20 protein-coding genes are annotated in these 13,295 nt (G+C 44.1%); 17 read left to right on the forward strand and 3 right to left on the reverse strand.

Going from position 1 to position 13,295, the window contains the following annotated elements; all coding sequences use genetic code 11:
• Window positions 1-29: 29 nt before the first annotated feature.
• Entirely contained in the window at window positions 30-1,493 is a 1,464-nt protein-coding gene (locus WC227_02160; protein MFA6963496.1) for a hypothetical protein, read from the forward strand.
• A gap of 101 nt (window positions 1,494-1,594) precedes the next feature.
• Here WC227_02160 and WC227_02165 read toward each other — a convergent pair whose 3' ends face one another.
• Complete coding sequence (locus WC227_02165) at window positions 1,595-2,128, reverse strand: hypothetical protein (protein MFA6963497.1); 534 nt, start codon at window positions 2,126-2,128, stop codon at window positions 1,595-1,597.
• 162 nt (window positions 2,129-2,290) lie between these two features.
• Here WC227_02165 and WC227_02170 point away from each other — a divergent pair, with 162 nt between their 5' ends.
• The 14 genes from WC227_02170 (at window position 2,291) to WC227_02235 (ending at window position 10,848) form a co-directional block, all read left to right on the forward strand.
• Window positions 2,291-2,959, forward strand: a complete 669-nt coding sequence (locus WC227_02170) for a hypothetical protein (protein MFA6963498.1) — start codon at window positions 2,291-2,293, stop codon at window positions 2,957-2,959.
• Window positions 2,960-3,000: 41 nt separating this feature from the next.
• Entirely contained in the window at window positions 3,001-3,285 is a 285-nt protein-coding gene (locus WC227_02175) for a hypothetical protein (GenBank protein ID MFA6963499.1), read from the forward strand.
• Between the two features lie 131 nt (window positions 3,286-3,416).
• On the forward strand, window positions 3,417-3,971 hold the full coding sequence (locus tag WC227_02180; GenBank protein MFA6963500.1) for a gamma-glutamyl-gamma-aminobutyrate hydrolase family protein: 555 nt from the start codon (window positions 3,417-3,419) through the stop codon (window positions 3,969-3,971).
• Window positions 3,972-4,021: 50 nt separating this feature from the next.
• The gene (locus tag WC227_02185) at window positions 4,022-4,774 is read left to right on the forward strand and encodes a hypothetical protein (protein MFA6963501.1); all 753 of its coding nucleotides are present in this window, start codon (window positions 4,022-4,024) and stop codon (window positions 4,772-4,774) included.
• An 18-nt stretch (window positions 4,775-4,792) separates the two neighbouring features.
• A complete protein-coding gene (locus WC227_02190; GenBank protein MFA6963502.1) occupies window positions 4,793-5,101 on the forward strand; it encodes a hypothetical protein in 309 nt (102 codons plus the stop codon).
• A 16-nt stretch (window positions 5,102-5,117) separates the two neighbouring features.
• The gene (locus tag WC227_02195; protein ID MFA6963503.1) at window positions 5,118-5,699 is read left to right on the forward strand and encodes an alpha/beta hydrolase; all 582 of its coding nucleotides are present in this window, start codon (window positions 5,118-5,120) and stop codon (window positions 5,697-5,699) included.
• 2 nt (window positions 5,700-5,701) lie between these two features.
• Window positions 5,702-6,043 (forward strand): hypothetical protein, encoded by a 342-nt coding sequence (locus tag WC227_02200; protein ID MFA6963504.1) that lies wholly within the window; start codon window positions 5,702-5,704, stop codon window positions 6,041-6,043.
• Window positions 6,044-6,064: 21 nt separating this feature from the next.
• Entirely contained in the window at window positions 6,065-6,634 is a 570-nt protein-coding gene (locus tag WC227_02205; GenBank protein MFA6963505.1) for an HD domain-containing protein, read from the forward strand.
• A 2-nt stretch (window positions 6,635-6,636) separates the two neighbouring features.
• Window positions 6,637-7,119, forward strand: coding sequence for an NUDIX hydrolase (locus WC227_02210; GenBank protein MFA6963506.1), 483 nt, complete (start codon window positions 6,637-6,639; stop codon window positions 7,117-7,119).
• An 8-nt stretch (window positions 7,120-7,127) separates the two neighbouring features.
• Complete coding sequence (locus WC227_02215) at window positions 7,128-7,730, forward strand: Type 1 glutamine amidotransferase-like domain-containing protein (protein ID MFA6963507.1); 603 nt, start codon at window positions 7,128-7,130, stop codon at window positions 7,728-7,730.
• Window positions 7,731-7,752: 22 nt separating this feature from the next.
• The gene (locus tag WC227_02220) at window positions 7,753-8,493 is read left to right on the forward strand and encodes a hypothetical protein (GenBank protein MFA6963508.1); all 741 of its coding nucleotides are present in this window, start codon (window positions 7,753-7,755) and stop codon (window positions 8,491-8,493) included.
• A gap of 10 nt (window positions 8,494-8,503) precedes the next feature.
• On the forward strand, window positions 8,504-9,334 hold the full coding sequence (locus WC227_02225) for a sugar nucleotide-binding protein (GenBank protein ID MFA6963509.1): 831 nt from the start codon (window positions 8,504-8,506) through the stop codon (window positions 9,332-9,334).
• Window positions 9,335-9,396: 62 nt separating this feature from the next.
• Complete coding sequence (locus WC227_02230) at window positions 9,397-10,500, forward strand: RelA/SpoT domain-containing protein (protein ID MFA6963510.1); 1,104 nt, start codon at window positions 9,397-9,399, stop codon at window positions 10,498-10,500.
• A 39-nt stretch (window positions 10,501-10,539) separates the two neighbouring features.
• Entirely contained in the window at window positions 10,540-10,848 is a 309-nt protein-coding gene (locus WC227_02235; protein ID MFA6963511.1) for an HTH domain-containing protein, read from the forward strand.
• A 251-nt stretch (window positions 10,849-11,099) separates the two neighbouring features.
• On the opposite strand, the gene WC227_02240 is transcribed toward WC227_02235, so the two are convergent.
• Window positions 11,100-11,603, reverse strand: a complete 504-nt coding sequence (locus tag WC227_02240; GenBank protein MFA6963512.1) for a hypothetical protein — start codon at window positions 11,601-11,603, stop codon at window positions 11,100-11,102.
• A gap of 193 nt (window positions 11,604-11,796) precedes the next feature.
• Here WC227_02240 and cas2 point away from each other — a divergent pair, with 193 nt between their 5' ends.
• Window positions 11,797-12,324 carry a CRISPR-associated endonuclease Cas2 gene (gene cas2, locus WC227_02245; protein MFA6963513.1) on the forward strand — a complete coding sequence of 176 codons (528 nt, stop codon included), beginning with the start codon at window positions 11,797-11,799 and terminating at the stop codon, window positions 12,322-12,324.
• 158 nt (window positions 12,325-12,482) lie between these two features.
• Here cas2 and WC227_02250 read toward each other — a convergent pair whose 3' ends face one another.
• Complete coding sequence (locus WC227_02250) at window positions 12,483-12,788, reverse strand: hypothetical protein (GenBank protein ID MFA6963514.1); 306 nt, start codon at window positions 12,786-12,788, stop codon at window positions 12,483-12,485.
• Window positions 12,789-13,085: 297 nt separating this feature from the next.
• Here WC227_02250 and WC227_02255 point away from each other — a divergent pair, with 297 nt between their 5' ends.
• The gene (locus WC227_02255) at window positions 13,086-13,286 is read left to right on the forward strand and encodes a hypothetical protein (protein MFA6963515.1); all 201 of its coding nucleotides are present in this window, start codon (window positions 13,086-13,088) and stop codon (window positions 13,284-13,286) included.
• The last annotated feature ends 9 nt before the right edge of the window (window positions 13,287-13,295 follow it).

Here is a 13,295-nt window from a genome sequence, read left to right on the forward strand (position 1 = left end):
TTCTCTTTTTTTTGAGATATAATATTGCTATGTGGATGCGCAACAAATGGTCCGAAATCATACTCAAGCTTTCTCTGATTCCAAAAAATAAACTCTATGTACTGGTTGGTTCTGTGCTGGTCATTATAATTTTACTAGTTACAGTCGGAGTCAAAACTGTTGGGGCGATCAGAGAGAAGAATCGTTTGCGAGCGGTAGAGCAGGAACAGTCAAGCAACGACTCTATTTTCGAAGTAGAGAAAAATTCTGGAACAGAGGTCGTCCCAACCACAAATACTCCAGACGCATCTACCCAAACCACTGCTGGTGTAAATTCTGGGACTAGCTCAACCCCTTCTACGTCTAGCGGCGGCGCAACAAACAGCTCAGATTCTACGTCTAGCGGTGGCACGACAACTGTTTCGGATTCTACCTCTAGCGGCGATACTACCAATAGTAGCAGCTCTAGCAGTAGCGGAAGCTCTAGCAGCGGTACGGCGACTCTGTCTTCCTGTGGAAGTAGCTATTCCTTCTTTGATCACGATCCGACGGACATGTCAGAATTTGCCAATATCGCGCCGCTCGGCAATCTTAATCCCTCAGGTCACGTTTTCCCGACCGATCATATTTATTTTTATCATTCTAGCAATAACACTTCCACGGTCTATGCCCCAGGGAGCGCAACTGTGACTCGGATCTCGGCGAGCGAAAACCAAACTGCTGGCACGACCGATTATAGTATTTACTTCAACCCATGTAGCGAACTAGAAGTTTATTATCTGCATATTTCCACCATGTCGCAAAAATTGCTTGACGCTTTTGTTGCTCCTTTTTCCTGGGATAGTACTTATTCGACTGGCGGTAGCACTTACCGAAATTACGGTCGAAATGTCAATGTTGTTCTGGCGAGCGGGGAGACCGTCGGCACTTTCACTGGCCAATATGCCTTTGATATGGGTGCGTATGACACCAGGATCACCTTAAATTTTGTCAATCCAAATGCTCGTCTGAACAGCACCCACACTGTATGCCCGCTCGATTATTATTCTGACAGTTTGAAGGCGACGCTTTATGGCTATCTCGGGAGTAGCGCTAGCAACAAACGCACCGTTGCCCCACTTTGCGGTACTGTTGATCAAGATGTCGCAGGTACGGCTCAAGGCGTCTGGCTGCTTGCAGGAACGACGCAGGTCAATGGCGAAGACACTCATCTAGCACTGGTTCATGGCAATACTGACCCAACACAGGCAACTTTTTCCGTCGGTACTTCTGTCGGCGCAAGCGGACTCTCGAGCGGGGTCTACACTTTTACCCCCTCTGGTGGGTCATACAATAAAGACTTCAATGCTGTCACAGTAGATAGCGGACCGCAATGTTATCGGGCAGAAAGAAACGGTGCTCAAACTATTCTGATCCAATTAACTAGTGCCACAACACTTAAGATCGAGAAACTAGACGGTGATTGCGATACTCCACGTAGTTTTACTGGCAACGAAACATCATTCCAAAGGTAACATTCCTCAAACAAAAAACCAGAGGAATCAATAATTTGATCGCTCTGGTTTCCTGCCCATGCTTCCTTGCATAGGGCTGGATACTGCCTCGCGTGAGGCGGTTATTTTTTTGCGCCAGTTTGGCGCATTTCCTGTTCGGTCAGCTCCCGAGGTGGCGCCGTAAGGCGTCTCTCATACTGGCTGAGAAGGTAGGAGATTGACAATCCGTCGACGTTGACCAACTCCTGTAGGCGAGTGCACTCCTTGCAGATTTTGACGTCATCTGGACTGCGACGCTGTTGTTTTTCGACGGTATCGAGCAGTTTGCGCTTATCTTTCTCGGACTGGCGCAATTTTTCAATAACGCCGAAGAGGTCAGCTGGCTCTGCCCAGTATTTCTCGCTGTCGAGACAGTACTTGGCGACAAGACGGGCTGCCTGGACAGGGTCTTTGGCGATAACGGCTTTGACTTGGCTGTCGCACCAAGCTGGGTCGGCATCAGGGGAATAGAAAGATCCGAAAGTCCCAGTGCAGGCTGCAACTGTGACTGTCTGGGTCGGCTGATCAGCAGCTTGGCAAACCTTGCCGGCTGTGACAGCGAGGAGGACTGGCAGGACAATGGCCGCTACCAGTACAAGGGCGAAGTTACGTAACATGTACGTTCTCCTTTTGTTGATTGGATCCGTGATCCTTAACATTATATTAACACAAAATTGATGTATGGTCAATGTAGCAGGTATCTCTGACAGATCTTGCGCCATTTTGAAATTGAGAATAAAATCTAGTTAATTAATGAGCTAGAGGGGATTGGAGAAAAAATGTTTGGAATGAGCTTGTTCGCCACTAAAGTAATATTGTTGTCGCTCGGGGTTGTCGTCTTGGGCGGGGCCGGATATAGCGCCTACCATTATATAGCTACAAAAGATTCAGATAGTACTGTTGAGGCGAAGATCACTGGCGTGCAAGCAACGGCCAAAAATATCACAGTTACCGAGGCGAGGATTGATGCGGGTGCAGTAAATTATGGCACAGAAGAGAATATTGTCGCTGGCTATACGGCAACCGCTTATGTCAAATTAAATTCTACGACCAAGTTGTCAAAAGTGGCACTCGAAGAGCTCAAAGTTAACAACTTGAGCGCACTTGGCGATTGTACTACCAGCGAGAAAGATGCCAGCATCGACACCTTCATTCCTAGTATCGGACAGCGAGGTTACATAAGCTTCAAATTGAGCTGTCGGACCGGCGTCTCATACTCAGTTGATAGCGTCCTAGCTACATCTGGCGAGTGGAGTGGTATGAAATTACTTAGTTATGCTGGCCTGACCCCTGGAGCCCTGCAGAGATCTCTGACTTTTGATGTTGCGGCCAAGTATGATGATGGGACTATTGCTCGGAAATCGTTTAATGGTACGATCAGCGGCCAGACATTGTTCAATGGTGATTTTGGCGCTGGCTCACTTTCGGGACAAGGTGACAGCTTCTAGGATTACAAGAAATAATATTTCGTAATAATATAAGGAGAGAAATGAACGAAGAAAAAGAGGCGAAGGGCGAGAAGTGTTATTGTGGCTGTGGCTGTGGCAGCGACTGCAAATGTGGTTGCGGATGCGGCTGTGGAACTAGCAAGGTCAAGAAATGGCATCACGGTAGCGCAAATGGCGGTGGTATCTACTGTCTTGGTATGATCGGTGTGGCAATATATTACATCCAGCAAGTAGACGGTTTTGGACCGATTATTGTCGCTATTCTGAAAGCTATCGTCTGGCCAGCGTATTTGCTCTACAAAGTTTTCACTATGTTGCACATGTAGTTTTGCTTAGTTTTTAGGCGAATATCAAACACCTTATATATGTGCCTGCCCGCCTCTGGAGGGAGGTGTTTGCGTCTGCGAAGACTCTTTAACGGCTTGAATCGTTATCGAGTTTAGAATAAGATTTAAATATGTTCAAAAAGATATTGATTGTCGACAATAATTCGAAACATACGGCCAAAATTGCCAAGCTTTTCTCTGGCGACGAGATTAGTATTTGTAAGTGTGAGGATTTCGAGTCAGATAAGGCCGAAACATTTGATTTGGTGGTTCTCTCGGGGGGAAGTCACACCTACGCCGCCGATAATGAAAAAAATGCATATTCCGCCGAAATAGAATTTATCAAACAAACAAAGAAGCCGCTCATTGGCATATGTCTGGGCTGCCAACTGATCGCCAAGGCATTCGGTGGTAAACTCACAAAGCTCGCCGAGAAACAGAGTGGAATATTGGAGATCGCCAAAAGTGTGAAAAAGTATGAAGTTTTCGAATCACACAAATATGCCATCTCAGAGATGCCAGATGAGCTAGAAACCCTTGCCGAGTCCGAGACCGGGCCAGAAATTATCAGACATCGGGCGAGACCAACCTTCGGCTTTCAATTCCACCCCGAAGTATTCCCGCGAAAAACCGATGGCAAGAAACTATTTGACCAAGTCATCGCTCAAGTTATCAAGTCTGCTTGAAGCGAAATTAAATTAAGCATAATATTTAGTCAAATTTAATCAGGAGAAAGATGGAGCCTACATATAATTCAGCAGCAGAATCAGAGAATGAAGAGCAAGCCGTTGATTTTAACAAGTTATTTCTTGCTCAGCTTGGATCAATGCCGCAGAAAACTGGGGAAGACGCCGAGCACGAAGCTTACCATCTAGGAAATATTGGAATTAGCGAAATTAGGCGTGAGGCGGTTGCAATTATCTTTCTGCTGGAAGGGTCCAAGAATCTTGAGATTTGGCTACAAGACCCCGGTAATTCCGAGAGAGCATATTGGCATAATACCGCCAGGCTAGTCCTGAAAGATTTTCTGCGTAGCAAGAATCTTAAACCAGATAGGATGACAGGTGCTTCTGTTTGTCAGGATCAGAATGATCAACTTTTCATGTTACTTAACAGCGACGATGAATTATTTGATCTTTTTTCAGATGATGCGAAGGAAGGCGACATCGGCGAAGATTGGCGAGAATTGTTCAAGCGTTACCAAATCAAGAAAGTAGTGGGTAGAGTGGCAAGCAGGACAAAGGACGGCGGTATTGATATAGAGGGAGTCGAGATAATTGATGAAGACCTAATGGGCAACAGACGGGAGGAAGGCTTCCTAAGAGATTTGGCGAAAGAGTATGAAATGACTACTACGCAGTACCTACGCTTCAGAACTATTGTAAAATCTGCGGAGGCCAAGGATTCGGATCACCCTGGCACTGCGATCCAGTATCACGATCTAGCCAAGAAAATTGTTGCAGGGGATGATAGCATTTTGGTGAAATAACTAAAGTTAGGATCTTTCATGGAAAAATTGAATAAAAATGGGTTTCTAAACGCTTTTGGTATCCTGGTCTATGTTGTGCTGGTCGCGACGCTAATGCAAAACGGCGACCGACTCTTTGGTCAGGCAGACAATTTTGTTAGTCCGATTGCCTTTCTCCTTTTGTTTTCGCTGTCGGCCACTATTGTGGGTGGGTTAATGCTTGGTAAACCATTGATGCTGTATTTCGACGGCAAGAAGAAAGAGGCGGTTTCGTTGTTCTTGGCCACATCAGGATGGCTTGCCGGTTTTACAATATTGGCATTTTTTGTAATTTTCTTGATCAAATAATTGAAAAAATTAGAGTATGAAAAAAAATTGCATTATAATTCATGGCTGTCCATCAAACAGAGAAAAAGCGATGGATCCAGCGACCAGAACCTATGACAAACATTGGATTCCTTGGGCCAAGAACGAACTAATTAAATCGGGTATCAGTACCCTGACGCCTTACATGCCAGATCCGTGGGAACCTGTGTATGAGAAATTCAAAAAGGAATTTGAGAAATACGAAGTGAATGAAGGCACAATATTGATCGGTCATAGTTGCGGATGTACTTTTCTAGTACGCTGGCTGGGCGAGACAAAAAGAAAAATCCACAAATTAATTTTAGTCGTGCCATGGAAGATCGCAGAGGGATCGCCAAAATCTGAAATGGACTTTTATAAATTCCCGATTGACGGGACTATCGGCCGCAGAGTTGATCAGATTACAATATTTACATCGGACAACGACGAGGAGGGTGGCAAGAGAGGCGCGGTAATGTTTCATGAAGCCTTGGGCGGAGACATTATTAGTTTGCCGGGCCATGGCCATTATGTCTTGGACGATATGGGAACCGAAGAATTCCCAGAATTGATAGATATAATTATCAAGGATAAAATTTGAGTATGAAAAAAAAGTTTATAATTATTTTGCATCTATTTGTCATGACTCTGGCCTACACCTCGCCATTTTGGCTAGATTGGCGTTTGATAATTGTCGGGCTCCTCTTATACTATTTGCAGATTTGGATTTTCGGCGGTTGCATCCTAACTTATGCCCAACACGGCCGATGGGACGAAACTTTTAGCGGGCAATCAATCGTATGGTTGGCTTCCAAATTCGGAATGAAATTTAGAATGAAAGCAGTCAAGAAGTTTTTGAGCGTTCTACCGCCAATATTTATAGCAATAGCCATCGTCTACCAAATACTGTTTCACGGCTCCGTTTTGGTATTATTTAATTCTTAATTGCTGGGGGAAGGTCTAACCATGGAGAATAAATTTGAGAAAATCTGGGATTTGGCCATGCCTTACCTCAAGAAGGGCATTATGAAGGATTTTGTTTCTCACACTAAGTATGTCGTAAAGTCGATGGAGATGATTATTGACGGCGAAGGCGGGGACGAGGATATATTAATTCCCTCTGCCATACTTCATGATGTCGGCTGGTCGAAAGTTGATCCATCTCTGCAATTAAATGACGACATGGAAAAGAAGCGTGAGGGCCAGAGGCAACATATCACTTTCGCCAAGGAAATTGTCGAGGAGGTTTTGGACCAAGCAGGTTATTCCGAAGAAGATATTCAAAAAGTTGTGGGGATAGTCATGGCTCACAAATTCCAAGACCCAGAAGACAAAGAGAAGCAGATGTTGATCGATGCAGACAACCTCTCCGACACTTTCAAGGAGCAGTTTGACTCTGATGTTGTCGCTTATCATTCAACGCCTGAGCAAGTTTATGAATATAGAATGAATAATAAATATTACACGCAAACCGCCCAGCAAATCGCAGATCAACAAATGGCAAAACTAAAAGCTGAAATTAAAGATAAGATTTGAGTATGAATACAAAAAAAGAAGAAACATATTTAGACAGAAATGGTGATCCACACCAGAAGCCGACCGACATGGAGGTGTTGCATCGCGATTCTGCTTATGGGATAGCTCTGAATGATGGTAGAGTCCTCCTCGTTAAATCACCCGACTTTGGCTTTTGGGTAATCCCTGGCGGAGGAGTCGAAGAGGGAGAGACGCTAGAAGATGGACTGAGGAGAGAATTTTTAGAAGAAACTGGTTTTCTGATTGACGAGATTGGAGAATTGTTCTTTTCTGAGCGGCTAAGCTTTTATCATCAGAAATTGGATTCGTATTATGATTCGCACTGCAAATATTTCTTGGTTACGATGAAAAACGAGACACAAGATCTTGCTAAACTTAACCCTGAAGATGCGGGCGAAATTCGCTGGTTCGATTTATCGGGTTTTGATCTACGCATCTTGAATCACGCCAGCAGGAGAGCAGTAGAACTATTAATTAAGAATTAGATTTGAATATGAAAATATTTTTAACATCACATGCGGGGAGAGTGATTGATCGAATCATCCCCAAATTGCCCAAAAAACCAGAGGAACTGAAGGCACTTTTCATTACGACCGCTGGCAATCCTTACACTGACATACATTGGATTGATGAGGACAGAGAGAATCTCACAAAAGCAGGGTTTGCGTTGACTGATTATGATTTGGTAGACAAAAACGAGGACGAAGTCAGAAATGTTGTCGATGACAGCGATGTAATATTCGTCGAGGGTGGCAATACCTTCTTTCTGTTGAAATACGCGAGAGAAAGCGGCTTTGACAAAGTGATGAAAGAACAAAAAGACAATGACAAAGTTTTCGTCGGCGTCAGCGCAGGTGCATATATAGCGACTCCGTCAGTAGAGCCAACTGAGTGGAAAAGAGAGAAGAATCATTACGGCATTACTGATTTGTCGGGCTTCAATCTTGTGCCGTTTGTGGTTTTCGCGCACTATACGGACGAGTATCATGATATGATCGAAATGAAGAGAAAAGAACTGACATACGATCTGGTCACGATCAGAGATGACGAAGTCATCGAGGCGACGGAAAATGGTGCAGAGAAGCTGGGATTATAAATAATTAGAGTAAGATTCGATTATGGAAAAAGAGCAAAAGTATCAAGATTTATTAAAAGAAGCCAAAGCCGATTCAAGCATTGTTGGTTTTATCTTGGCTGCGGGTCGAGGGAAGGGTGTTTTCACTGAAAAATCCGATTATGATGTTTTTATCATTATTCGTGACGAAGTTGCCGATGAGTACATACATAAGTTTGATCAGATTAAGGATCCAAATACTCTAGACATCAATGCCATGTCTCTATCGAGTTTTGAAAAATATGCCGAGTTGGGAACGCCCTCTGAGTGGGATAGATACAATTTTTCACATCTCAAAGCAGAAGTTGATAAACTTGACGGCGGAATTAAAAAGCTGATTGACAGGAAAGGTTCTCTTTCGGACACAGAAATACGGGGTATCGTCAGTGCTAATTTGGACGGGTATATCAATAGCTACTATAGATCAATCAAAAATGATCGTGACGGCGATACTCTGTCTTCAAGGCTGGACGCCTCGGAGTCGGTGCCTTTGCTTTTGACCGCTCTGTTCGCATTGCACGGAAGGATAAAGCCGTATAATAAATTTCTCAAATCGGAGCTGGAAAATTTTCCGCTGGAAAAACTTCCTTGGGACAGTGGCGAGTTTATGGCGCTCGTTTTGCAAATAATTTCGACGGGAAACGTCGAGGTTCAAAAACAAGTATTTCAAAAAATCTCTGAGCTGTTTCGATCCAATGGTTACGATGGTGTAATCACTGGCTGGGACGGGTATTGGTTGGGATAAGGATTTTACTATGAAACAGAAAATTTTGGTTACAGGGGCTAGCGGGTATGTCGGGGCGCGAATTTACTCTGACTTAAAGAGCGATTTTGATGTTGTCGGCGTTTACAATAGGACGAAACTATTTCCAGAATTAGAACAGCTTGATATCACCGATCTATCGGCAACATTAGCAAAAGTTGAGCAGATCAAGCCTGATTGGATTGTGCATATCGCTGCCGATCCAAATCATACATCTTGCGAAGCTGACCCCGAAAAGGCGATCAAGCTCAACGAAGGTGGCACCAATAATATCGCCGAAGCCGCCAACAAAACTGGCGCCAAGGTAGTCTACATTTCCTCTGTTGCCGCGATGACAGGCGTCGATCTATATGGCAAGACCAAGCGTCATGGCGAGAAGTTTATCGAAGACGTGAAGGCTGGCTGGGCAATATTGCGTCCGTCTCTGATTGTCGGATTTAGCCCCAACACCACCAACGATCGGCCTTTCAATCGATTCCTCAAAGCGCTTGCGGGAGAAGCTCCGGCTGTTTATGATAATTCCTGGAAATTCCAGCCAAGCTATCTCGGACATATTTCCGAAGTGATCGCACAGATTATCAAGCGAAATATTACTGGCGAAATAATTCCGATCACTATACCGCACCTGACTACTCGCTATGATCTGGCCAAAGATATCCTGATCCCCTTTGGCGTCGAAGTCTCGTCCAAAGACGCAGGGGATACCACGCCAGTCGTGGAGTTTGACCAAGCAGAGCTCAAAAAGCTCGGCTTGCCAGTCTATACTTATGATGAAATGATTAGTAGAATAGTTATAGAAACAAAGAAGGGTTTGGAGATCTAGGCTTGATCGGCATCGGAAGGGGATCCTCGCGCAACTATTTATTATTCAAGAAAGACTTTGCAATGGCGTGGACTGAAATAAAATATAGCAAAAATTTAGTAAATCGAGCAGGAGATACTCTCATTAGCCAAGGATCTTCAACAGATGAGATTAACGAGGCGCTAATGGTTCTTGACAACTGGCGCTCTGCCCATAGCTTTCCCTTGCATATTTTTAAAAAGAGATTAAAGGTTGTTTCTAGCGCGGTTGATGACACCTCTTTAGTCGTTCAAAGGCTTAAGCGCAGCCCAGCCATCCTCAGAAAATTGCAGAGAAGATATGGAGAGCTATCTCCGACAATGAAACTATCCCAAATGCAGGATATCGGAGGATGCAGGGCCGTACTAGCGAATGTAAAACTGGTTAATAAGATTTGTAGCGAATACTATCATACTGATAAAGCAAATCGTGGCGAGCATTGTGATTTAAAGCACCAATTCAAAAATAAAAAGGATTATATCAACAATCCTAAGGATGACGGCTACAGGGGTGTTCATCTGATTTATAAATATATAAGTGATAAGTCCAATAAATATAATGGGTTGCTTATTGAAATTCAGGTTAGGTCTAAGCTCCAGCATCTCTGGGCAACTGCAGTAGAGACAGTCGGCCATTTTACAAAGCAGGCGCTAAAGTCAAATGAGGGAGAAGAGGACTGGATTACCTTCTTTAAACTTGTAAGTTCAGTGTTCGCTCAGAAGGAGAAAACACCCCCTGTTCCAGATACACCCATTGATGGCTCTGAATTGTTTCGACAGGTTGAGAAATTATCGAACAAACTTCAGGTTGTAGAGAAAATAAAAAGCTGGGCTGAATCGTTAAGGCAAATGGAGCAGATTGAGCAGAACGAGCCGCACAAACCACATTTTTATCTTCTGGAATTGGATATCGATACCAGGAGATTAGCAATACGGGCGTTTGATAAGAAAGATGAGGAGACGGCAAATCAAATGTATTCTGCGGCAGAAAAAAGGGCTAGCGAAGCGAAGGCAAACAGAGATATTGTGCTAGTTGAAGCTGATACAACAAAAGAACTCCAAAGGGCCTATCCAAATTATTTTTTGGATACAAAAGAATTTATTCAAGAACTTGAGAATTATTTAAATAATGCCGAAGGTATTAAATAAGGATATACAGCTTTTTGGGAATATATAGGGAGGAGTAATATGCAACTAAATTATTTGATCGCTGGACTCGTAATTGGCCTATTGGTAGGGTGGTTCTTTCGGAAGCCCAAAGGGAAAGCTCGGGAGAACGTTAGATTGTCGGAAGCGGAGAGGGAGAAGGCGGGGAATATTGAGAAAATTAATTCCTACATCTCTAGCCACTCCAGCGTTACCAACGCAGAAATTGCCAAGCTTCTCGGCGTTTCGGACGCGACTGTGGTCCGTTATATGGACGAACTAGAGGCGAGTGGAGCGGTCAGACAGATCGGCAAGACCGGCATCGATGCTCATTACGAAAAAGTAAATTAACATCTCTAGCACTGCATAAATCGAACACCTCACATATGTGAGGTGTTTGTGTCTCTTCTGATTTTTTCCAATCCTCTACGTTCTTCTCCAATCTTTTCATATTAAACTTCCGTTCTATGATCTAGGTAGCGGATTAGACGCTATAGCGCACAAACCGCCACCGTAACAATATTCAGTTGTAAAGTTATTTTAAGCTTACAAAATAAAATTCCCGCCTCGGAAATCGGGGCGGGAGTGAACTAATTTTGCCGCTATTCGGCTTCAGGCGGGGCTTCAAGGAGGGCAAAAACTTGAGCAATGGCGTCGGCGTATTTGTCGTCTTTGTATTCGGCGCGTCTACGTACCTGGTAATATGTATCCGTTGATAGCCAGCCTGCTATGGAGGCAGCGAATGCGGATGCCGTAGTTTCGTTTAGGCCGGACAGTACTTCGAGCATCTCGTCGAGATTATCATCCATGACGCGACCGGCGATAATCGCTGAACAGTCTATGTTTACCAATGGGTAAATTAAACTGCCGATCTGTATAGTACTTGTAGCACTGTAAACAATGCTTGGGATGACCAGGGCTATCCCAGAAAGCAGTATTTTGCCATTTGGCAGATCATTTGCGAAAAGGTTAAAGTCCCGTAATAACGCGGGAATGAACGCGTTATTCTCATCGTTCGCAAGGGTGTCGATCCACTTCTTCGCCTCTTCAAGTGTTTGGCATGCGGGGCCTGAAATTAATAATTCCAGATCATCGATTCTCTTCATCTCACGATCCTTTTTGCTTGGCACCAGTATGGTAAGCACCAATGCAGAACTTATACCACAAATGGGCTGGATTAGATAGAGTGATAGTTCTCTTGCTACTTCTTCAATTAAGAAAACTGAACTCTCATTCGCATCGCAGGTGGCGGATTAGACGCTATAGCGCACAAACCGCCACTTATAGTAAAATAATCATATGAAGTTATCCAAGAATGTCAAAGCAATTTTGAGTACTATTGGCTTGGGGCTGGCGCTTACAGTCGCGTCCACCTCGCCATATTTTTTGGTCAATTTAGTCAAATCAAAGAACAAATACGAGAAATATCGCTACAAGAAAATCATCAAAAAATTGTTTGACGACAAGATCATTTATCTTTCGGGGGAGGAAATAAAGTTGTCCGAAAATGGTCTCGAACTGCTGAGGCTTGCGCAGGTCGAGGATATCACTATCGCCAAGGGCAAAGGCGAATGGGATGGTTTTTGGCACCTGGTCTGCTATGACGTGCCGGAATCATACAAGCAGAGGAGGGATTGTTTCCGCCGAAAACTTATTGAATCAGGATTTTACCAAGTTCAGTACAGTCTGTGGGTAATTCCGTGGCCATGCAAAGAGGAGATTGCGATTATTGCGCAAAGTCTCGACATTGCGCCCTTTGTTGCCTATCTCAATACCGATTATCTGCCCCAACAACAAAAGCTCCTGAACCATTTCGATCTCGCATAACCAACAAAGATCTCTTTGAAAAATCAGGTTGAATCATTTTCGGTGGTGGCGGATTAGACGCTATAGCGTACAAACCGCCACCGTAACAATATTCAGTTGTAAAGTTATTTTAAGCTTACAAAATAAAATTCCCGCCTCGGAAATCGGGGCGGGAGGGATTAGCTTTCGGCTATTAGGACGAGCGCTTGCTCGAGCGCTTGCTTGTGCGTGTCTTCGATTGCCTTAATGGCAGTTTCAAGGCTGGGAAAATAATTTTCATTCCCATTCTTGACGGGGAGTTGCATATCTGTGAATGCTTCGTATCGATACGATTTGCCTGCTATGTCCGCAGGGGTGGGAATCGATTCGTACTCGCGCCGGTGCACATTACCTACGAAGTGCCCCTGACACAATTCATCCTTGTGGTGGTATACGCGCCACCAAGTTTCACTACCAGGAAATCCTGGGCTGTTGCTATATCTCATAAATACCCCCTTTGAATATTTTGATCTGAGCAATGATATCATAGCTATAACACGTACAGCCCAAAGTAGCAAGGGTGAAGGTTGCATCATTATGATTTTTTGGTGATTGGCTGATGAACAATAATATTGCGGATATTGTCTTCGTCTTCTTAATCAGCTATTATTCACTCGATTGGTAATATATTCCTGTCCTGCCCTTGGGGTACAACAAAAGGAATCCGATCTCAAATCAAGGGCCCCAACTATCCACTGCAGGTCGAAATGGGTAGTCTATCAACCTAATATCTTTGGAGACTTATGGACAACAAAGAATTCAACAAAGCCCTAGATGAGGCTACGAAGAAGAAGATGCTTGAGGATCCAGAAATCTGGTGGAAGCCACGAAGATCGCATTGGGATGAATGGGGTTCGCCTGTCGGGCTGACGCTCGCCTGGGCGCCAGGACTCGTATGCGTCGGAGTATTCCTCTGGTTTCTCCATCTCGCTGAGCTGATCTAATAATAAAAT

This window comes from Patescibacteria group bacterium (assembly GCA_041671645.1).
Lineage (GTDB): Bacteria > Patescibacteriota > UBA1384 > XYA2-FULL-43-10 > 1-14-0-10-43-13 > JBAZBD01.